This is a genomic window from Nonomuraea sp. NPDC003804, from assembly GCF_040610675.1.
Lineage (GTDB): Bacteria > Actinomycetota > Actinomycetes > Streptosporangiales > Streptosporangiaceae > Nonomuraea.
This window is the reverse complement of sequence record NZ_JBEXMT010000046.1, coordinates 25601-45285: the sequence shown is the minus strand read 5'-3', so window position 1 is coordinate 45285 and position 19685 is coordinate 25601. Positions and strand designations below refer to the sequence as shown.

General features: G+C 71.2%; 23 protein-coding genes. 9 read left to right on the top strand and 14 right to left on the bottom strand.

Features of this window, described 5'->3' with window-relative positions; all coding sequences use genetic code 11:
• Positions 1–103 precede the first annotated feature (103 nt).
• Positions 104–1384 (bottom strand): isocitrate lyase, encoded by a 1281-nt coding sequence (aceA, locus tag ABZX22_RS41415; protein WP_354921496.1) that lies wholly within the window; start codon positions 1382–1384, stop codon positions 104–106.
• 335 nt (positions 1385–1719) lie between these two features.
• Here aceA and ABZX22_RS41410 point away from each other — a divergent pair, with 335 nt between their 5' ends.
• Entirely contained in the window at positions 1720–3159 is a 1440-nt protein-coding gene (locus ABZX22_RS41410) for a helix-turn-helix domain-containing protein (RefSeq protein WP_354921564.1), read from the top strand.
• Positions 3160–3206: 47 nt separating this feature from the next.
• Here ABZX22_RS41410 and ABZX22_RS41405 read toward each other — a convergent pair whose 3' ends face one another.
• The 4 genes from ABZX22_RS41405 to ABZX22_RS41390 all read right to left on the bottom strand — a co-directional run bounded on the left by ABZX22_RS41405 (position 3207) and on the right by ABZX22_RS41390 (position 5702).
• Positions 3207–3569, bottom strand: a complete 363-nt coding sequence (locus ABZX22_RS41405; protein WP_354921493.1) for an FAD-dependent monooxygenase — start codon at positions 3567–3569, stop codon at positions 3207–3209.
• A gap of 50 nt (positions 3570–3619) precedes the next feature.
• Positions 3620–4351, bottom strand: coding sequence for a TetR/AcrR family transcriptional regulator (locus ABZX22_RS41400; protein WP_354921490.1), 732 nt, complete (start codon positions 4349–4351; stop codon positions 3620–3622).
• 71 nt (positions 4352–4422) lie between these two features.
• On the bottom strand, positions 4423–5133 hold the full coding sequence (locus ABZX22_RS41395; protein WP_354921487.1) for a 2OG-Fe(II) oxygenase: 711 nt from the start codon (positions 5131–5133) through the stop codon (positions 4423–4425).
• A gap of 20 nt (positions 5134–5153) precedes the next feature.
• Entirely contained in the window at positions 5154–5702 is a 549-nt protein-coding gene (locus ABZX22_RS41390; RefSeq protein ID WP_354921485.1) for a methylated-DNA--[protein]-cysteine S-methyltransferase, read from the bottom strand.
• Positions 5703–5907: 205 nt separating this feature from the next.
• Between ABZX22_RS41390 and ABZX22_RS41385 the strand changes: the two genes are divergently transcribed.
• Entirely contained in the window at positions 5908–6834 is a 927-nt protein-coding gene (locus tag ABZX22_RS41385) for a glucosyl-3-phosphoglycerate synthase (protein ID WP_354921482.1), read from the top strand.
• A 250-nt stretch (positions 6835–7084) separates the two neighbouring features.
• Here the strand turns inward: ABZX22_RS41385 and ABZX22_RS41380 are convergent, their stop codons facing one another.
• Positions 7085–8068: a helix-turn-helix domain-containing protein gene (locus ABZX22_RS41380; protein ID WP_354921479.1), complete on the bottom strand. Its 984-nt coding sequence runs from the start codon at positions 8066–8068 to the stop codon at positions 7085–7087.
• A 101-nt stretch (positions 8069–8169) separates the two neighbouring features.
• Between ABZX22_RS41380 and ABZX22_RS41375 the strand changes: the two genes are divergently transcribed.
• Both ABZX22_RS41375 and ABZX22_RS41370 read left to right on the top strand, forming a co-directional pair.
• On the top strand, positions 8170–9201 hold the full coding sequence (locus tag ABZX22_RS41375) for a saccharopine dehydrogenase NADP-binding domain-containing protein (protein ID WP_354921476.1): 1032 nt from the start codon (positions 8170–8172) through the stop codon (positions 9199–9201).
• Positions 9202–9717: 516 nt separating this feature from the next.
• Positions 9718–10308: a class I SAM-dependent methyltransferase gene (locus tag ABZX22_RS41370; RefSeq protein ID WP_354921473.1), complete on the top strand. Its 591-nt coding sequence runs from the start codon at positions 9718–9720 to the stop codon at positions 10306–10308.
• Between the two features lie 284 nt (positions 10309–10592).
• On the opposite strand, the gene ABZX22_RS41365 is transcribed toward ABZX22_RS41370, so the two are convergent.
• On the bottom strand, positions 10593–11171 hold the full coding sequence (locus ABZX22_RS41365; RefSeq protein WP_354921470.1) for a TetR family transcriptional regulator: 579 nt from the start codon (positions 11169–11171) through the stop codon (positions 10593–10595).
• Between ABZX22_RS41365 and ABZX22_RS41360 the strand changes: the two genes are divergently transcribed.
• The 3 genes from ABZX22_RS41360 (at position 11170) to ABZX22_RS41350 (ending at position 13684) form a co-directional block, all read left to right on the top strand.
• Entirely contained in the window at positions 11170–11568 is a 399-nt protein-coding gene (locus ABZX22_RS41360; protein WP_354921467.1) for a hypothetical protein, read from the top strand. The genes ABZX22_RS41365 and ABZX22_RS41360 overlap by 2 nt on opposite strands.
• 547 nt (positions 11569–12115) lie before the next feature.
• Positions 12116–13327 (top strand): acyl-CoA dehydrogenase family protein, encoded by a 1212-nt coding sequence (locus ABZX22_RS41355; RefSeq protein WP_354921464.1) that lies wholly within the window; start codon positions 12116–12118, stop codon positions 13325–13327.
• 207 nt (positions 13328–13534) lie between these two features.
• Positions 13535–13684: a hypothetical protein gene (locus ABZX22_RS41350; protein ID WP_354921461.1), complete on the top strand. Its 150-nt coding sequence runs from the start codon at positions 13535–13537 to the stop codon at positions 13682–13684.
• Here the strand turns inward: ABZX22_RS41350 and ABZX22_RS41345 are convergent.
• On the bottom strand, positions 13668–13898 hold the full coding sequence (locus tag ABZX22_RS41345; protein ID WP_354921458.1) for a hypothetical protein: 231 nt from the start codon (positions 13896–13898) through the stop codon (positions 13668–13670). The two genes, ABZX22_RS41350 and ABZX22_RS41345, sit on opposite strands and share 17 nt — an antisense overlap.
• 21 nt (positions 13899–13919) lie before the next feature.
• Between ABZX22_RS41345 and ABZX22_RS41340 the strand changes: the two genes are divergently transcribed.
• Positions 13920–14354, top strand: coding sequence for an NUDIX domain-containing protein (locus ABZX22_RS41340; RefSeq protein WP_354921455.1), 435 nt, complete (start codon positions 13920–13922; stop codon positions 14352–14354).
• On the opposite strand, the gene ABZX22_RS41335 is transcribed toward ABZX22_RS41340, so the two are convergent.
• The 5 genes from ABZX22_RS41335 to ABZX22_RS41315 form a co-directional block, all read right to left on the bottom strand.
• Complete coding sequence (locus ABZX22_RS41335; protein WP_354921452.1) at positions 14336–14464, bottom strand: hypothetical protein; 129 nt, start codon at positions 14462–14464, stop codon at positions 14336–14338. The two genes, ABZX22_RS41340 and ABZX22_RS41335, sit on opposite strands and share 19 nt — an antisense overlap.
• A gap of 233 nt (positions 14465–14697) precedes the next feature.
• Positions 14698–16755, bottom strand: coding sequence for a DUF4132 domain-containing protein (locus ABZX22_RS41330; RefSeq protein WP_354921450.1), 2058 nt, complete (start codon positions 16753–16755; stop codon positions 14698–14700).
• 13 nt (positions 16756–16768) lie between these two features.
• Positions 16769–16912, bottom strand: coding sequence for a hypothetical protein (locus tag ABZX22_RS41325; protein WP_354921447.1), 144 nt, complete (start codon positions 16910–16912; stop codon positions 16769–16771).
• Between the two features lie 31 nt (positions 16913–16943).
• The gene (locus ABZX22_RS41320; RefSeq protein WP_354921444.1) at positions 16944–17336 is read right to left on the bottom strand and encodes a hypothetical protein; all 393 of its coding nucleotides are present in this window, start codon (positions 17334–17336) and stop codon (positions 16944–16946) included.
• Between the two features lie 229 nt (positions 17337–17565).
• Positions 17566–18498 (bottom strand): helix-turn-helix domain-containing protein, encoded by a 933-nt coding sequence (locus ABZX22_RS41315; RefSeq protein ID WP_354921441.1) that lies wholly within the window; start codon positions 18496–18498, stop codon positions 17566–17568.
• A gap of 125 nt (positions 18499–18623) precedes the next feature.
• Here ABZX22_RS41315 and ABZX22_RS41310 point away from each other — a divergent pair, with 125 nt between their 5' ends.
• Positions 18624–18935: a hypothetical protein gene (locus tag ABZX22_RS41310; protein ID WP_354921438.1), complete on the top strand. Its 312-nt coding sequence runs from the start codon at positions 18624–18626 to the stop codon at positions 18933–18935.
• A 216-nt stretch (positions 18936–19151) separates the two neighbouring features.
• Here ABZX22_RS41310 and ABZX22_RS41305 read toward each other — a convergent pair whose 3' ends face one another.
• Positions 19152–19598, bottom strand: a complete 447-nt coding sequence (locus tag ABZX22_RS41305) for a cupin domain-containing protein (RefSeq protein WP_354921435.1) — start codon at positions 19596–19598, stop codon at positions 19152–19154.
• Positions 19599–19685 lie beyond the last annotated feature (87 nt).

The following is a 19685-nucleotide window of genomic DNA, read 5'->3' as shown; positions in this document are numbered from 1 at the left end:
GCGGAGCGTAAAGCGCCCCGGTCCCGCGGGCGCGCGGGACCGGGGCGGTCGCCGGGGAACCCTCCCATGCCCTAGGAGGTGTCGGCGAGTCCGGGCGGGCTCTTTAGTGGAACTGCTCCTCCTCGGTGGAGCCCCTGAGCGCGGTCGTCGAGGAGTCGGGCGCGATCGCCGTGCTGACCAGGTCGAAGTAGCCGGTGCCCACCTCGCGCTGGTGCCTGGTGGCGGTGTAGCCGCGCGCCTCGGCCGCGAACTCGGCCTCCTGCAGCTCGACGTAGGCGGTCATGCCGTCGGCGGCGTAGCCGTGGGCCAGGTTGAACATGGAGTGGTTCAGCGAGTGGAAGCCGGCCAGCGTGATGAACTGGAACTTGTACCCCATGTGCCCGAGCTCGCGCTGGAACTTGGCGATCGTGGAGTCGTCCAGGTGCTGCTTCCAGTTGAAGGACGGCGAGCAGTTGTAGGCGAGCATCTGGTCGGGGTACCTGGCCTTGATCGCCTCGGCGAACTCGCGGGCCACGTCGAGGTCCGGGGTGGAGGTCTCCATCCACAGCAGGTCGGCGTAGGGGGCGTAGGACAGGCCGCGGTCGATGCAGGCCTCGACGCCGTTGCGGACCCGGTAGAAGCCCTCGGCGGTACGGTCACCGGTGGTGAAGCGCTGGTCGCGGGGATCCACGTCACTGGTCAGGAGCGTCGCGGCCTGGGCGTCGGTCCGCGCGATGATCAGTGAGGGGACGCCCGACACGTCGGCCGCCAGTCGGGCGGCGTTGAGCGTCTTGATGTGCTGGCCGGTCGGGATCAGCACCTTGCCGCCGAGGTGGCCGCACTTCTTCTCCGAGGCGAGCTGGTCCTCCCAGTGCACGCCCGCGGCGCCGGCCGCGATCATGCCCTTCATCAGCTCGAAGGCGTTCAGCACGCCACCGAAGCCGGCCTCGGCGTCGGCGACGATCGGGGCGAGCCAGTGGGTCTGGTCCGAGCCCTCCGACCAGCTGATCTGGTCGGCGCGCAGCAGCGCGTTGTTGATGCGGCGCACGACGGCGGGCACGGAGTTGGCCGGGTACAGCGACTGGTCGGGGTAGGTCTGCCCACCGAGGTTCGCGTCCGCCGCCACCTGCCAGCCGGACAGGTAGATCGCCTTCAGGCCCGCCTTCACCTGCTGCACGGCCTGGTTGCCGGTCAGCGCGCCGAGCGCGTGCACGTAGTCCTCGGTGTGCAGCAGGTCCCACAGCCGCTCGGCGCCGAGTCTGGCAAGCGTGTGCTCCTCCTGCACGCTGCCGCGCAGCCGGACGACGTCCTCGGCGGAGTAGGTGCGCTCGGTGCCCTTCCAGCGGGGGTCGTTCTCCCATGCGTGCCGCAGCTGGTCAGCCGCTCCCTTGAGGCGATCGTCCATTTTTCACTCCTTTGTCGTCCCCTGGGTGCTTGTTCCGAGTGTCTGCCCCGGGCAAGCCCTCTCAGTAGGGTCCGAAGTGCAGAAGATTCGATGAATTTCCCATCTGGGACATACTGACGGGTATTCGATAGAGAAGAATTCACGACTTTTCGCTATGGACTAGACCACTGGACCGGCTGTCACCTCGGCGTTCGGTACCCGGCCCGTGTTCCGGCGGCGATCGGAGGTCCATCGCCCACTTCAGCCCGGCTTCCGGTGGCTGGGTGTAGAAAAACCAGGATTCTTCCCCTTATGATGCGCGCATGGCCCCCTTGCTCGGCGAAGAACCGCTTTCTTTGACGCAGGAGCTCGATCTCATCGCCTTCGGCCAGCGCCTGCGTCACCTGCGCAAACAGCGCGGGCTGACCCTGTCCGACCTGGGGGAGCGGGTCAGCAGGGCACCCAGCCAGCTGTCCCTGCTGGAGAACGGCAAGCGCGAGCCGAAGCTGTCGCTGCTCAAGTCACTGGCCACCGCGCTCAACGTGCCGGTCGAGGAACTGCTGCGCCGCCAGCCGCCCAACCGCCGCGCCCAACTGGAGATCGCGCTCGAGGAGGCCCAGCGCGACCCGCTCTACGCCGGGCTCGGCCTGCCACGGCTGAAGGTCTCCGCCCGGGTGCCCAACGACGTCCTCGAGCACATCCTCGGCCTGTACGGCGAGCTGCGCGCCAGACAGGCCCGCGGCACCGCCACCCCCGAGGAGGCGCGAGCGGCCAACGCCGAACTGCGCCGCAGGCAGCGCGAGCAGGGCAACTACTTCCCCGAGATCGAGAAGGCCGCGGCCGCGGCGCTGGCCGCCGTCGGCTACCGCACTGGCGCGCTGTCGCAGAGCACGGTCCAGGCGCTGGTCACCCACTTCGGCTACTCCGTCAACACCGTGCAGGACCTGCCGCGCTCCGTCAGGTCCATCACCGACCTGCGCAACCGCCGCATCTACGTCAAGCACGAGCAGCTCGGCATGCACACCCCGCGCACGATCCTGCTGCAGACCCTCGGCCACCTCGCGCTCGGCCACGGCAAGCCGCGCGACTTCGCCGACTTCCTGCTGCAGCGCACCGAGGCCAACTACTTCGCCGCCGCCGTCCTCGTGCCCGAGCGCACCGCCACCCCGTTCCTCCAGGAGGCCAAGCAGGACCGTGCCCTGTCGGTGGAGGACCTGCGCGACGTCTTCGCCGTCTCCTACGAGATGGCCGCCCACCGCTTCACCAACCTGGCCACCCACCATCTCGACCTGGTCTGCCACTTCGTCCGCAACGACGCCGGCGGCACCATCTACAAGGCCTACGAGAACGACGGCATCGTCTTCCCCGCCGACGAGCAGGGCGCCATCGAGGGGCAGCGCATGTGCCTGCAGTGGTCCGGACGGCAGGTCTTCCTGTCACCCGACCGGTTCTCGGTCTTCTACCAGTACTCCGACTCGCCGACCGGCACCTACTTCTGCGTGGCGCACGTCGACCCGTCCCGTGAACGCGACTTCGCGATCACGCTGGGCGTGCCGTACCGGGAGTCGCGGTGGTTCCGCGGGCGCGAGACGACCAACAGGACGCGCTCCAACTGCCCGAACGGCGACTGCTGCCGCCGCCCTCCGGCCGAGCTGGCCCAGCGCTGGGAGGGCTACGCCTGGCCGTCGGCACGCGCCAACTCCCACGTGCTGGCCGCGCTGCCGCCCGGCTCGTTCCCCGGCGTGGACGAGGCCGACGTCTACACCTTCCTCGAACGGCACGCCACCCACGGCTGAGCCTTCCCTGGCCCCCGGCCTGGCGGGTCGCGTCAGGGTCCGGGCGGTCACGTCGTACGGTTCCCGGTGGCGTGACGGGTGGCGTGCAGGGTGTGCTGGGTGGCGCACGACACCCGGCTCAGCGCCACGGTCAGCGCGTTGGCCGGGAGGGCGGGCACGGCCAGGCTGTGGACCCGGGCCCGGCGCAGCCGTGAGCCGGCCGGCACCTGCGGGACGCGCGAGCCCAGCCCGACCGCTCGAAGGAGTTCCAGCGTCCTGGGGGTGTAGCCGACCGCGCGCGGATGCGGCGAACCCGCGGTACGGCGCTCGACGACCATCGCGGGAACCCCGCGCCAGGACAGGAACACCGTCGCCGACAGGCCTACCAGCCCGCCGCCGACGACCAGCACCGATGTCGATTCCGTTCGCATGACCCTCCTCGGCCCGCGCGGCTTCGGGAACCGTCAGGTGTCTTGAGCTGTCAGGTGTCTTGAGGGGGTGTCGCCGATCCGCCGGTGTTCCCGATGCCGGTGTCCAGGATGTCCAGCGCGCGGCCGACCGTGTCGGTCAGGGTGGCGACGATCTGTTCAGGCGACCGGCCCGCGCCCCGCAGCCGTGCCGCCTCCTCGACCATGGCGGAGACGGTGGTCAGGACGAAGGCGGCGATCGCCCGTGCCGCGACGGCTCCCAGATGCGCGGGCACCCGGTCGGACAGGATCGCCGCCAGATCCTCCTGGTATCGGGTGCCACGCAGTCGCAACGCGTCCTGTAGCGCCGGACTGTTCTGGATGATGGTGACGACACCGGCGAGCCGATCGTCGACCGCGGTCCGTGGATCTCCGCCGTCCGGCGCCTGCGGCAGCTCCGGCAGGTAGGCGAACAGGCGCGGCAGCTCGTCCTTGAGGAACGCCGGCAGCGAGGCGCTCAGCGGGAGCTGGTCGACCATGTCGATCACGTCGGCCTCGACCGGGCGGTGCCAGGCGAAGAGGAGGTCCTCCTTGGCAGGGAAGTGGTTGACAACGGTCTGTTTCGCGACGTCCGCGGCCTCGGCGACGTCGGCGATGGTCACCGCGTCGTAGCCCCGCTCGCTGAACAGGGCCAGCGCGGTGGTGGCGATCCGCTCCCTGGTCTGGCGCCGCCGCCGCTCGTGCCGGGACGGCGCGCCTTCCTGCTGCGGCTGTGGCCGGTCGGCGCCGCTCGCGTCGGTGCTCATGGAAGGACCGTACCATGAATAGGTCGATACCAGTACTGGTACCAGTCTAATGACCTGTCGCGCCCCCAGTGTCAGGCCGCGTCGTGGAAGACCAGGCCCAGCGTGTGCCGCCGGCCGCGCCGTACCGTGCTGACGCCGTGCCGGACCGGCGATGCCGACCAGCCGCGGGAGGAGCGGACAGGGCGGTCCCTCGTGGTGAAGACCAGCCCGTGACCCTGCGGCAGCAGCGTCACCGTGCCCCGCGACTGGGCCCGTGGCCGCTGCTCGACCAGCAGGAACTCGCCGCCCTCGTAGTCGGCGCCAGGCGCGTCCAGCCCGATCACGACCTGCAGGGGGAAGACGAGATCGCCGTACAGGTCGCGGTGCAGCGCGTTCCAGTCGCCGTCCCGGTAGCGCAGCAGGATCGGGGTGGACTTGGTCTGCCCCGCCGCGTGGCACATCTCCAGCCATTCCGCCAGCGTGTCCGGCCAGGGGGCGGGCCTGCCGAGCCTGGCGGCCCAGTCCCTGGCGATGGGCAGCAGCCAGGGGTAGAACGCCTGCCGCAACTCCTCCACCGGCTCAGGGAAGGGCCGGTCGAAGTAGCGGTACTGGCCCCGGCCGAACCGGTAGCGCTCCATGTCGATCGTCGAGCGGAACCGGGCGACCTCGTCGTACAGGCCGACGATCTCGCGGCACTCGTCCGGGGTGAGGACCGGACCGGTCAGCGCGCACCCGTGCGCGTCCATCTCCTGAGCCAGGGCGGCCCAGTCGGCCCTGTCCACGCGTTCGTGCGGCTTCGGCATGATCTGCTCCTTTCTCGATGTCAGACGAACAGCGGCTGCAGCGCGCCCTCGTGGGTCAGCAGGTACCGCTTGCGCTCCAGGCCGCCGGCGTAGCCGGTCAGCGACCCGTTGGCGCCGATCACCCGGTGACACGGCCTGACGATCAGCAGCGGGTTGGCGCCGATCGCCCCGCCCACCGCGCGGATCCGGTCGCGCGGCGCCCCGACCTGCTCGGCGAGCCGGCCGTAGGTGGTGGTCCTGCCGTACGGCAGGCCGTCCAGCGCGGCCCACACCGTCTCCTGGAAGGCGCTGCCGTGGTGGACGAAGCCCAGCTCGAAGCCGGTCCGCTCGCCCGCGAAGTACTCGCGCAGCTGGCGCTCGACCGCGGCGAACGCGCCGGGATCGCGCCGCCCCGCCCGCGCGCCGCCCTGGCCGGCGCTCTGGCCGGTGCTTTGGCCGGCGCCCTGGGTCGCGCCCTGGTCAGCGAACGACACCGACGCCAGGGCCAGCCCGCCCCTGGCCGCCTCGGACCGCTCCCCGATCAGCAGCAGCTCGCCGATCGGGCTGTCGACCGTCGTGTGGACGTTCATGCTCCGCACCCTTCTTCGTGGTGTCCCTCTCTTGAGAGAACACCGGAGGGCCCAGGAAGGATCGGCGGTTTTCGGACCTCGCGGTGGCGACGCGGCGCCCTCGTCTGGCGGCCGCCGGTCAGGGCGGCCTCCCGTCGGACGACCCCTCGTCAGGAACGCCTGAGCCGGACTCTAAGCTGAGGTGACATCGACGGGGGAGGGGCTTGTGCTGCCTGAGGTAGAGGCGTGGCTGCGGAGCCGCACGTCCTCAGCCGCCGACTGGCCCCTCGAGGCGCTCCTGGAGCGCAAGGGCGACACGACGATCAGCGTCGTCCTGCCCGCCCGCGACGAGCGCGAGACCGTCGGCGAGATCGTCGGGGTGATCAGGCGGGAGCTGCGCGCCCTGGTCGACGAGGTCGTGGTGATCGACTCCCGATCGAGCGACGACACCGCCGTGGTGGCCGCCAGGGCGGGCGCGTCCGTGCACGCCCAGGACGAGATCCTGCCCGATCTCAAACCGCTCGACGGCAAGGGCGAGGCGCTGTGGAAGTCGCTGGCGGTCACCTCGGGCGACCTGCTGGCCTTCATCGACGCCGACCTGCGCGACTTCCGCTCCTCCATGGTGACCGGACTGCTCGGCCCGCTGCTGTCCGACCCGTCCGTGGTCTATGTCAAAGGCAGCTACGACCGTCCCCTGCTCGGCGCGCCCACCGGCGGCGGCAGGGTGACCGAGCTGGTGGCCCGCCCGCTCATCAACATGCACTGGCCCGAGCTGGCGGGGTTCGTGCAGCCGCTGGCGGGAGAGTACGCAGGGCGGCGCTCGGCGCTCGAACGCGTCCCCTTCGTCACCGGCTACGGCGTCGAGCTCGGTCTGCTGGTCGACCTGTACGAGCTGGCCGGGCTCGACGCGCTGGCCCAGGTCGACCTCGGCTCCCGTGAGCACTCCCACCAGTCGACCGAGGCGCTCGGCGGGATGGCGGGGCAGATCATGCTGGCCGCCTGGTCCCGGCTCGAACGGCAGGGCAAGATGATCCCGCTCCACGAGCCTTCCGTACGGCTGTCGCAGTTCCGCAGGAACGAACGCGGTCACCACGTGCTGACCAGGAACGTCTCGGTCGCGGAACGACCTCCGATGATCACCCTGGCCGGTTGACCCGGACGGGCCGACGCGCCCTTGTCCGCGCTCGACCAAGCGCGCCGGATCGGGACTCGCAGCGCAGATGACCGCCTGGATCCGGTCGCGCAGGCCGAGCTTGGACAGCACGTTACGGACGTGGGCCGGGGGCGGCCGCCGTCTCCCTCCGCACATCGATCTCACCCGGTCTCCGAGAGCGGCGGCGTCACCCGGTCTTCGAGAGCGGCGGCGCTGACGGTGACACCGCGAGCGTTGTCCGGGAAAAGGCTCAGGGGTGTTGGTGGTGCCGGCCGCTGTCGTCGGGGCCGGGGCGGGTCCGCGAGCGGAAGGTGCGGCGGTAGGTGTCCGGGGGCACGCCGACCGTGCGGTTGAAGTGCCGGCGCAACGTCGTGGCGGTGCCCATGCCGGTGGCCGCCGCGATGGTGTCGATGCTGTCGTCGGTGGTCTCCAGCAACTCCTGGGCGTGGCGGATCCGCTGGGTCAGCAGCCACTGCAGCGGAGTCGTACCCGTCACCGACCTGAAATGGCGGCCCAGGTTGCGCGAGCTCATCCGCGCCTGGCGGGCCAGGTCCTCCACGGTCAGCGGACGGTCCAGCCGTTCGATCACCCAGGGGAACAGTTCGGCGAGCGGGTGGTTGTCCGGGGCGGGCACCGGGGTGGTGACGAACTGCGCCTGGCCCCCGTCCCGGTGTGGCGGCACGACCAGGCGGCGGGCGACCACGTTGGCGATCGCCGAGCCGCGGTCGAGGCGGACGAGGTGCAGGCACAGGTCCACGGCGGCGGCCTTACCGGCGGAGGTGAGCACGCTGCCGTTGTCCACGTAGAGGACGTCCGGGTCCACCTTCACCTGCGGGTAGCGGGCGGCCAAGGTGTGGGTGTGCGCCCAGTGCGTCGTCGCGCGCCGCCCGTCCAGGAGGCCGGCGGCGGCCAGCACGAAGGCACCCGTGCACAGGGAGGCCACGCGCGCGCCTGCCTCGTGGGCCGCGCGCACCGAGTCGACCAGGTCGGCGGGTGGGTCCTCGTCGACGTCGGCCCAGCCCGGGACGATCACCGTGTCGGCGTCCGGCAGCCGGTCAAGACCGTGGTCGGGCTCCAGCCGGAACCTGCCTGCCCGTACGGAGCCCGGCCCGCAGACGGCGACGCTGTACCAGGGGCCTGCCACGCCGTCCGGGGCGGCGCCGAAGATCTCGTACGCCACGGACAGCTCGAAGTGCAGCATCCCGTCGGTGACGGCCAGCGCGACAGTACCCATGTCCGGAATTGTACGTGTCATGGCGTTCCGGACACTCGCGGTGGGATGCCGGCCTTCGCCAGGATGTCCGCAACCAATCATTCGAGGACAGGGGACCACCCATGGGATCGGGGCACACGGTGGCGGTGTTCGGCGCGTACGGGCACACCGGGCGTTTCGTGGTGGCACAGCTGCTGGAGCGCGGGTTCGTTCCGGTTCTGTCCGGGCGCGACGCCGACAGGCTGAAGATGCTGGCGGCGTCCGAATCCGGCCTGGAGGCCCGGCCGGCGTCGGTCGACGACCCGGCCTCGCTCGACCGCGCACTGGCCGGTGCGGCGGCCGTGATCAACTGTGCCGGGCCCTTCGCCGATACCGCCGCCCCCGTGATCGAGGCGGCACTGCGCGCCGGGATCCCGTATGTGGACGTGGCGGCCGAAGTCGAGGCCAACGTCGACACGTTCGCGCACTTCACCGACCGCGCCCGCGACGCGGGAGCGGTGATCGTCCCCGCGATGGCCTTCTACGGCGGCCTCGGCGACCTGCTGGCCACCGCGACCATGGGCGACTGGACCACGGCCGACGAAGCGCACATCGCGTACGGGCTGAGCAACTGGCACCCCACCGCCGGGACGCGTGCCGCGGGCGCGGTCTCCCGGCAGCGGCGGGGCGGACGCCGCGTTCGATACACCAACGGACAGCTGGAGTACCGCCATGACGACCCGCCGACCCTCGACTGGCCGTTTCCCGACCCGTTGGGCACCCGGGCGGTCATCGGCGAGTTCACGATGGCCGACGTGGTCACCATCCCCAGCCACCTGTCCATTCCTGAGGTGCGCACCTACATGACGGTCGAGGCGGCCAGAGACGTGTTGGCCCCGGACACACCGACGCCGGCCACGGTCGACGAGCATGGGCGGTCGGCGCAGACCTTCCTCGTCGACGTCGTCGTGCGCTCCGGCGGCATGGAACGGCGCGCTGTGGCCAGAGGCCAGGACATCTACGCCGTCACCGCGCCGCTCGCGGTGGAAGCGGTCGCCCGCATCCTCACGGGACGGACCAGGACGGTCGGTGTCGCCTCCGCGGGTGCGGTCTTCGACGCGCCGGACTTCCTCCGCGCACTGTCCCCGCACATTTCCATTGACCTGCGCCAGTAGTCGACAGACCGGGCCGCTTCCGGTGTGGATATACAGGTTCCATGCCGGCTTCACCGGTCCGCTTCCATGCCGGCTTCACCGGTCCGCGCACCGGCACGCTCGGGCCTCGCGCGGGATCAGGACCCCGCCCCTCCGGCTGTGGGCCCACCGCCGCTTGACCTGCGGGACTCCGGTGAGCGCGAGGCGGAGCATCGGGTCGGGCCGGGGGCGCGCCGTCGGGCTCCTTCCCCGGTTCGATGGGAGGGGCTTCGGCCGTACGGCTCGCGACTCGCGCGCACCGCGGCGTGCGGGACGGGCGGCCTGCGGCATGTGGGAGCGATGGGCGCAGTATGGGGGATCGGCGGCCCGCGGTATGTGGGAGCGATGGGCGCAGTATGGGGGATCGGCGGCCCGCGGCATATGGGACCGATGGATCGCGATATGCCGGATCGGCGGCCCTGGGTTGCGGGATCGATGGGCCGCGGTATGGGGGACCGGTGGGCGGAGCGCCGGGGCGGGCCGTACAGAATGGGCCGCATGAGCAGATGGCGTGACCTGACCGGTGGAAAGCTGGGCGAGGCCTATGACGGACGCTTCACGGCGCTGGCCGCCACGGGTGCCGACGTCCACGGAGAGGCGCGCTTCTGCGCCGCGCTGGTGCCGCCCGGCGCGCGGGTCCTCGATGCGGGATGCGGCACCGGCAGGGTGGCGATCTGGCTGGCCGAGCAGGGCTACGAAGTGGTGGGCGTCGACCTCGACCCCTCCATGCTCGCCGTCGCCAGGAACAGGGCGCCGGAGCTGACCTGGATCGAGTCCGACCTGGCCGCGTTCGACCTTCCCGAGCGCTTCGACCTGGTCGTCGCGGCGGGCAACGTGATCCCGCTGCTGGCCGAGGGCAGCGAGCCTCAGACCGTGTGCCGCCTCGCCGACGCGCTGCACCCCGGCGGCCTGCTGGTGGCCGGATTCGGGCTCGACGCCGATCACCTGCCGGTACGCCCGACATTCACGCTCGACGACTACGACACCTGGTGCGCGGCCGCTGGGCTACGGCTGCGGGACCGCTTCGCCACCTGGGACGGCGAGCCGTACCGGGATGGGGGGTACGCGGTCAGCGTGCACGGCCAGTAACTGCGCCGGACCGGGTCGGTCGCAGCACCCGGGACGGCGAGCCGTACGGGATGGTGGATACACAGTCAGCGTGCACGGCCGGTAACCGCACGCGGCGCGCCGGATCGGGCCGGTCGCCGCGCATCAATCCGCGGCGGGAGCGCCGCGCCCATGCCGGCCGTCCGGTCCGGGTCGCGCCCGGTGTGCGGTCAGGGGTGCGCCGGGCGTGTGCCGGCCGCGCGCTCAGGGACGCCCGGGGTGAGCCGGGTGGAGTCGACGTCGTCGCCCGGTGATCGGGTGATCGGTCAGGGCGCGCCGCCCTTGAGCGCGGCGGCGACGAAGGCGGCGATCTGGTCGCGCCCCGCCGCCTCGTCCTCCACGTCGTCGCCCAGGATGATCCGGCCGAGTTGCCGCATCATGGACGGCCACAGCGCCAGCCCGGTGAGCGTGAACAGCAGCCTGGCCACCTCGGGCGACGGCTCCCTGTCGAGCCCGGCCGCCAGCGACGCGGTCTTCTTCCCGCAGCGCGCCACCCGCGCCTCGAACCCGGGCAGCTCGGGGCCGCGGAAGTTCAGCGCCTCCCACATGAGCAGCCGCACCAGGTCGGGGTGCTCGCGGTAGTAGTCGGTCAGCTCGGCCACGTACTGGACGGGGTCGCTGGGCAGCGCGATCCGCTCGGTGAGGTCGTCGAGCGCGTCGGTGATCACGGCATTGAAGAGATCCACCTTCGTGCCGAAATGACCATAGATGCGCTCCTTGTTGACGCCCGCCCGTTCGGCGATGCGGTCGACGCGCGCCCCGGCCAGGCCGTGGGCGGCGAACTCCTCCCGCGCGGCCTTCAGAAGCGCGGCGCGGGTGGCGGCGGTCGAGTCCTTCGTGCCCATGTCCTGGGTCCCGCTCCTCACGCCATGGCTGGCGCGCCTCGGCGCACCCGTCCGGGCCGCCGCCTTCCTGCTGCTGGGCGCCGCGGTGCTCGCCGTCACCGGCGCCACCGTGCCGGGCGCGGTGGGGCTGGCCGTCCTGCTCGCCCTCTGCGTCGCGGCGATCACCGCGGGACTGCCCGCACTGAACGAGTCCATCGCCGCGCTCGCCGAGGGCTCTCGCGGCACCGCCCTGGCGCTCTTCTCCTTCTTCCTGGCGGTCGGCAGCAGCCTGGGGCCGTTGGCGGCGGCCACGTTCACCGGCTTCAACCTGCTGATGTACGGCCTGGCGGGCGCGATGGTCGTCGCGGCCCTGGCGGTGCTGGCGTCGAGGGCGATCACGGCAGGCCGCCGTCCCTGAACGGACGCACCCTCGCGGCAGGCCACCGCCGTTCGAAGCGAGCGTGGCAGGCCATGCGCGAGACGCCTGGTCAGCCCCTACGGCCGGCCGCCCCGTCCGACCCACGCGCTTCATGTCGCGGGTTCACCCCCATTGCGACCGCCTCGCGCATGTACTGGATCCCACCTGCGACGCCCTCGCGCATACGCCGGGCCCCGCGACCGCCTCGCGCACGTACCGGACCCCACCTGAGCAGCCCTCGCGTATGCGTCGGGCCCCCAACCCCCGACCGTCTCCCGCAAGTGCCGTGGGCACATCGGCGCCGGTGGGCGCCAGACGCTCCCATCAAGACGCTGCCCCCGACTCTGGGTTTCCGAGCGCGACCGCATCGTCTCGCCGGCATCACCGCCCACCCAGGGGCCGCTGCCAGCGCCGGCTCCAGGCCCGCCTGACCGATCCCCGGCAGTGGCGGCCTGCCGTACCGGCGGGTACAGTCAGTGATGTTACCGCCGGTAACGTCCGCTGGGGCGGGAGCCGGAAATATCACCATTTGAGTGGGAGCAGTGGTATGGCCGGCTTCTGTCCAGAACCCAGCGACGACGTCCGTGACGTGCGCACATGGGTGCACGAGTTCGCCCGTGACGTCATCCGCCCCGCAGGCGCCGAGTGGGACGAACGCGAAGAAACCCCCTGGCCCGTCATCCAGGAAGCCGCGAAGGTCGGCCTGTACTCGCTCGACTTCTTCGCCACCCAGTGGTTCGAGGAGAGCGGCCTCGCGCTCCCCGTGGCGTTCGAGGAGATCTTCTGGGGGGACGCGGGCATCGGCCTGTCCATCGTCGGCACCGGCCTGGCCGCCGCCGCCCTGGCCTCCGGCGGCACCCCCGAGCAGATGGGGGAGTGGCTGCCGCAGATGTTCGGGACGGAGAACGACGTCAAGCTCGGGGCCTTCTGCGTCTCCGAGCCCGACGCCGGCTCCGACGTGGGAGCCGTCCGCACGCGTGCCGTACGGGATCCCTCCGGCGACTGGATCCTGAACGGCGTGAAGACCTGGGCCACCAACGGCGGCATCGCCAACGTGCACATCGTCGTCGCCTCCGTCGACCCGGCGCTCGGCGCCAGGGGGCAGGCCTCGTTCGTCGTCCCGCCGGGCACGCCGGGCCTGTCCATGGGGCAGAAGTTCCGCAAGCACGGCATTCGCGCCTCCCACACCGCTGAGGTCGTCCTGGAGGACGTCCGGGTGCCCGCCTCCTGCCTGGTCGGCGGGCAGGACAAGCTCGACGCCCGCCTCGCCCGCGTCCGCAGCGGCGAGCGCGCGGGGGAGCAGGCGGCCATGCGCACGTTCGAGACCACCCGCCCGTCCGTCGCCGCCATGGCCGTGGGAATCGCCCGCGCCGCCTACGAGTACGCCCGCGACTACGCCCGCGAGCGCGAGCAGTTCGGGCGCAGGATCGGCGAGAACCAGGCCATCGCGTTCCTGCTCGCGGACATGGCGACGCGCGTGGACATGGCCCGCCTGCTCACCTGGCGGGCGGCGTGGATGGCCAGGAACGGCAGGCCGTTCGACCGCGCGGAGGGCTCGATGTGCAAGCTGGTGGCGGGCGAGACGGCGGTATGGGTGACCGAACAGGCGATCCAGGTGCTGGGCGGCGCCGGTTACACCCGCGAGCACCCGGTGGAACGCTTCCACCGCGACGCCAAGATCTACACCATCTTCGAGGGCACCTCGGAGATCCAGCGCCTGATCATCGGGCGGGCGGTCACCGGCTTGCCCGTGCGGTGATGCTTCTGTACGCCGGAGGCAGCCCTTGGCGATCACCCTGGTGATCAGGTCGGCTGCTTGATCGCGCGCCTTTGATCACTCTCGCTGCCAAGCCGCCGACGCGCTGCCCGGCGGGCCGGGCTCACCGACGACGGCGAGGAGTCGCTGACATGGTTCGAGAAGCTCGGGGCCGTCGAGCCGAACATCGAGGAGGCCTACCGCGAAATCATGAACCTCGAAGCCCAGTTCGGCTGCCCCGAGGCCGTCCGTCGTCCATTTCAACGCCTCGAAGCCGCTCTTGCCGCCCTCGACTGTGAGCCGGAGGAAGCCTCCTACGAGCTGATGCGGCGGCGGCTCCTGGTCACGCGGGTTCCGTGACCTCTGCCGAGGGAAGCTCGCTCGCTTCGAGCACCACCTCGACCGTGTCCTCCAGTGCGCTGTCCGCCCCGACAATGATCTCGTCGACCGTGGACAGCAGCGCTCGCGGTACCAGTCCCGCATCTCGGCATCGGGGGCCGCACTGCCCATCGTGGTCGGCGGGTGACCACGTCTCCTCGACCTGAGTCCGATCCCCCGCCGCCTCCCACTTCATGCCGCCACTATTGTTCCGTTCGTGCCGGTTCACAGCGCCCATGGTTTTCGTGCCGAACGGATGGTCGGGGTCGGGGTCGTCCTCACAGACGCCCGTGGGCGGATCCTGCTCGGGCATCGGATCAAGGCCGGTGAGGAGCCGTCGTGGTGCCTGCCCGGTGGGGCGGTCGAACCGGGCGAGAGCTTCGAGGCGGCAGCCGTACGCGAACTTGCCGAGGAGACCGGGATCAGCAACGCGGGCGTGCCCGTGGTCACCGCGGTGCTCCTGGATCACCCCGGCGGCGCGGTCCGGGTGACAGCCGCCGTGGCCATGTCCGCAGGTGTGGCGGAGCCGTACATCACCGAACCGGAGGTCTTCGCCCGATGGGCCTGGTTCGCCCCGGACGCGCTGCCGACACCGCTCTTCCCTGCGACCGCGCTGGTGCTCGGTGATCACGGCTATCGGGTGCTCCGGTGAGCCTGGAGGAACTGGTCGGGCCGGCCATCGCGGTCGCCGAGGAAGGGCTGGCGGCCGGTGAGCTGCCGATCGGCGCGGTGGTCCTGCTCGGCGAGGAGGTTGTCGGCCACGCCTGCACCCAGGGACGAGTCCAGGGGAGACGGCTGGTCCACGCCGACCTGCTGGCGATGGAGGAGGCCGGCCGGCGGCTCGGCTTCCGGAAGCGTCGCCCAGGATGGTGCGGGTCTCCGATGGGGGTGACGAGAGCATCCCGCGCTGACCGAGCCCGACGGTGTCCCGCCCGCCCCATCCTGACCTGTGCAGCCGGGGCGGGGCGCGAGTGTGCCCCGCCCCTTGGTGTCGGTCAAGGCTGGAGTTGGCGGGTGATCGACGGATCGGTGATGGCGGTGTCGGCGGCCAGCAGGAACGCCTTGGACAAGATGAGCGCCAACCGACCGTCCTCCTCGAAGGGCAGGAACAGCCCGGCCTGGGGGTCGCGGCCGGCGACGATGCACAGGTAGGCGTCGTTGGGCTCCATCAGGATGTTCGCCGACCCCAAATGGATCTTGTAGGTGCGAAGGTCGCCGCGGACCACCAGGAAGCGGTCGGTCAACGTGCAGCGGTCGGCGATGGCCAGGCGCGGCAGCAATCGGGACAACGCGTCCCGGCGCACCTCGGCGGAAGGTGCGAGCGGAGCGAACGAACCGGTGTGCCAGTAGGTCTGCAGTTCGTCCGGCCCGCTGTCGGCCCACTGCGGGTCGGATGTTATCGAACAGACCCCCACGAACAGGTCCACGTCCCTCATCGCCTCACTGAACACCAGCGCGGGGACCTCGGTCAGCGGCGCCTGATGCCACCCGCTCTCGACCAGCCGGTGGAAGTGGACCCGTTCGGTGAGCGCGTAGCCCTCGTCGTAGAGGCTGTGTTCCAGCGTCGCCCGCCACTGCCCGCCTGCCAGCAGCCGCCGCGCGTCGCCGCCGTCGAAGCCGCCGTCCCATGGCCCCAGGAAGTTCGACGTCCAGCCCCGGCTCTTGAACAGTGCGCGGAGCCTGCGGTAGTGCACCACATGTCCGGCGAACCGGTTCGAATGGTCGTGCGTCTCCTCCTCGGCGGGCGTGAGCAGATAGACCTCGCGGAAGGCCTGTTTGAACGGCTGGCGCAGTTCCTTGCCCTCCACGACGTCGCGCCAGGCCCGCACCTCCTCCACCGCGGCGCGCGCCGGATGCCACAGCCGCACTGGCACATCCGGTCTGGTCAGTCCCAGCTCACTGCGCCACACGCCGGGTGTGATCTCGAACTCCCAGATCAGCCGCTGCGTGATCGGGTGACCCTCCAACCGCCGGTACGGCGGAGCCGTCTCGGCCGCGTAGCCCGCCTCCAGTGCCCTGGCCAGGGTCGCTTGTTGCTGCTGGACCAGCTTGACCTGCTCGCGCAGCCGCTTCACCTCGTCGGGGTGCTCCCGCTTGACGGCCGCCGGGACCGATTTGAGCTTCTTGTCACCGTGCCACCATGACAGCTCGGCCTCGCCGTCGATCGAGATCACCGCCGTGTGCTCGCCGAACGCCTGCCGTACTCGCCCGTCCGGCAGCCGGAACGCCACCTCCAGCCGCTCGGCCAGCGCGGGCTCGATGCGCTTGAACATGCGGTCGAGCTGCTTGGGCACCCCGGCATGCCGGGTGATCTGGCGGGCGGCGCGCAGCGAGGAGATCGCCTCGGGAGTCGGGTGGTCCTCCACCGCGCGGCCGATCTCGAACAGCAGCCCCTGGGAGGGGAGGGTCTTGGCCGTGGTGGGAGCCACCGCGACGCCGCGCAGCAGCCGGTCCAGCAGGCTGGGCAGCCAGGACTCGTCGCTGAAGAGCGCCAGCCGTACGGCACGCCCGAGGGTCTCCTTCTCCCGGTCGTCGAACGCCTTCTCCGCCTGGTAGGGGATCTCGCCGGAGTGGATGGCGGCGACGCGGGCGTCGGCCTGGTCCAGGGCGGTGCGGGCGAAGGCGGGATAGCCGGGCAGGCCGTGCAGCCATTCGGCCAGGCCGGCCCGTCGTGGGGTGCCGAATTGAGGGTCCCGGACAGCCTCGGCGAACAGGGCACGCAACTCCACGTCGCAGCCGAGCAGCAGGTCCATCTCGGAGACCGCGATCGGGCCGAGCGTTTCGGCGAGCTGCGCTCTCACCTCGGCATCCATGTCCGCCATCCCTGCCGCCACCAGCAGGGCGAAGGGCCGATGATGTGTCTCGCGCAGGAGGTGGCCGACGAGTTCGCGGGCCGGGACGACCATGTTGCGCCAGGTGTGGTCGACGACCGCGCTGTCACCTGGCCGGCCCAGAGCGGTGGTCAGCTGGGAGGCGGCGGGCCAGTGGGTGGCGTCGGGCGCGGAACCGTTGAGCAGCTTGAGCAGGCGCTCCGCGAGGGGGGAGAGGGGCACGCTGATATTCCTGTCACGGGTGGATCTGGCGGGTGATGGACGGGTCGATGATCGCGGTGTCGGCGACCGGCAGGAAGGCCTTGGAGGTGGTGATCGACAGCATGCCGCCGTCCTCCTCGAAGGGCAGGAAGACCTGGTCGGCCGAGCCGCGGGGCACGATGCAGAGGTGCGCGTCAAGAATCCCCTGGTCAGCCGCCGACCAGAGGAACGAGCTTGACGAACGACACCACCGGGTCGGTGGTCAGGTCGATCTCGGTGTCCAGGTCCTCGATCTGGCGGTCGCCGACCAGCAGCAGGAACCCGTTGCGGGCGAACGCGGCCTCGGCGGCGTCGGCCTGCCGCTCCCAGTCGAGCTTGCGGGCGGTGCGCATCCGGTAGCCGTTCAGCTCGGCCTCGGCGTCACTGGGCTTGACCAGGCCGCGGAAGTGCTGGGACGGGGTGGCGTTGTGGCGGGCCACCTCCGCGCGCACGCGCAGCCGTACCAGCTCCCGGGCCGAGATCCGCTCGGGCAAACCGGGCAGGGAGAACTCCTCCAACGCCCGGCCTGTCGCCGTCTCATCGCGAAACACTACCGATGCCATCGAACATCCTGCTTCTGTGTATGTCAGGTGATGGCGCAATCTATAGCAGCGCCCTGCGACAAAACGTCGGCGACGGCGGGCATGTGCTCCCACCCAGCGCGGGACAAGGGTTGGAGGATGGGCGAACCGGGCTCATATCTCGTGTGGGGTCTCCTCCCAGGAAGTGAGACGGCTTCTCCCAGGAGGTGAGACGGCCTCCGGGGCCACGCGGCCCCCGCGCATGCGTCGGTCACGTGGCCGGCCGGCCGCGGTAGGCGCGGCGGTAGGCCGTGGGCGTGGTGGACGCATCGCGGGACAGGTGCAGCCGCAGGTTGGCGGCGGTACCGAGGCCGCAGCGCCGGGCCACCTCGTCGACCGACAGATCGCTGGTCTCCAGGAGCCGCCGGGCCTCGAGGAGGCGTTGCGCGGCGAGCCAGCGCAGCGGGGTGGTGCCCGTTTCCGCGACGAAGCGGCGGGCGAAGGTGCGGGGCGCGAACCCCGCCTGGCGGGCGAGATCGGCTACGGTCAACGGCTCGGCCAGCCGGTCCAGCGCCCACGCGCAGACCGCCGCCATTCCGGCGCCGGTGGGGGGTACCGGGCGCTCCAGGAACTGTGCCTGGCCGCCGTCGCGGTGGGGCGCGACGACCAGGCGCCGCGCGGCCCGAACCGCGGCCTGCGGGCCGTAGTCGTTCCGCACCAGGTGGAGGCAGAGGTCGATGCCGGCGGCGAAACCGGCGCTGGTCAGGACGTTCCCGTTGTCGACGTACAGCAGGTCGGCATCGACGTTGACGGCCGGGTGGCGGGCCGCCAGATCGGGCGCGTCCATCCAGTGCGTGGTCGCCCGGCGGCCGTCCAGCAGGCCGGCGGCGGCGAGCGCGAAGGCGCCCGTGCACACCGAGACGATCCGCGCGCCACGCCCGGCGGCGGCGCGCAACGCGTCCAGCACCGGTGGGGAAGGCTCGTCCAGCGGCGCGTAGCCCGGCACGACGACGGTGTCGGCCGTGGCGAGGGCGTCCAGGCCCAGCGGGACGTGGATGTCCCAACCGGTGGTCGAGGGCACCTGTCCGGGCGACTCGGCGCACACGGCGAAGGCGTAGTGGTCCCGGTCGCTGAAGACCTCGGCCGGGATCACCAGATCGAATGCGACGACGGAGGGCACGACCAGCGCCATGACACGATGCATGGCAGCATTCTTACGGATATGGGCATTCCTGCTACTCGTGGCGGGCGGCGCCGTGGAGCAAGCTGATGGCTCAGCGCCGGACCCGGACGACGAGGTCCGAGCACGCGAACAAGGGAAAGGACCTCATGCTCTTCCTCGATGCCCGTTCCTACACCGCCGAGCGGCCGTGGGGAGCCTTCGACGTCACCGAGATCGACGATGCGACCGTACGGCTGCACTGGACGGATCAGCCTTATGTCTGGCACGTCAACGACGGGCCGGAGGTCTTCGTCGTTCTCGACGGCGCCGTCGACATGCACTACCGCCACGAGGGCGAGGAACACGTCGAACGGCTCACTCCCGGCCGCATCTGCTACGCCGAACCCGGCGACGAGCACCTGGCGCACCCCGCACCGGAGGCGCGCGTCCTGGTCGTCGAGCGCAGGGGCAGCATCTGACCGCCGCGCGGATCCCGGCACGTCGCAACCCCCTGGGCCGCCCGGCGACCTGCGGCGATTCCGGGACGGCGGGCGTGCTCTGGACGCCGGTCAGGAGGGCGCGGCCTTCTCGCCGGCCCGCAGGGCGAGCGTGCTCGCCGGAGGCGCCGGGGCAGACGGCAGGGCCCTTGCCGCCTGGTGTGGTGCGCTTCCTGGACCTGATGTGGGAGGGAGCCCCTAGCGGGTGGCCGCGTGGAAGTCGTAGGGCAGCTCGTCGAAGACGTAGTACGTGCAGTCGGCGCCGGGAGCGCAGCGACCCCAGTGGACGGCCTCCCCCGGGTAGTACAGGAAGTCGCCGGCGCCGACCCGGTAGGTCTTCTTGTGGCCCTTGACGTTCCACAGCATGGTGCCCGAGACGCCGACCACGTGCTCGGGGCTGGTGTGCCAGTGGGGGGAGAACGGCGTGCCGGCCTTGAGCGTGAACATCGCCTCCGACGGTCCGGCCTTCGGGTCTCCCTTGAGCTGGACGTAGGTGCATCCCGCCAGGCCTTTGCAGGGGGATCCCTTGCCCTGAACGTGATGGTGGTACGTGACCGGGTCCTGCGCGGTGGCCGAGCTCGCCGACCCCGTCGTGATCGCGGCCAGGACCGCGGCCGACAGGGCGACGAGGACCTTCTTCATCATGGTGCACTCCTTCAATCGGACTGTGGTCCGATTGTGGCGTAACCGGACCGTGGTCCGCAAGTGGAGTGTGACGCGCGCCTCCATGGC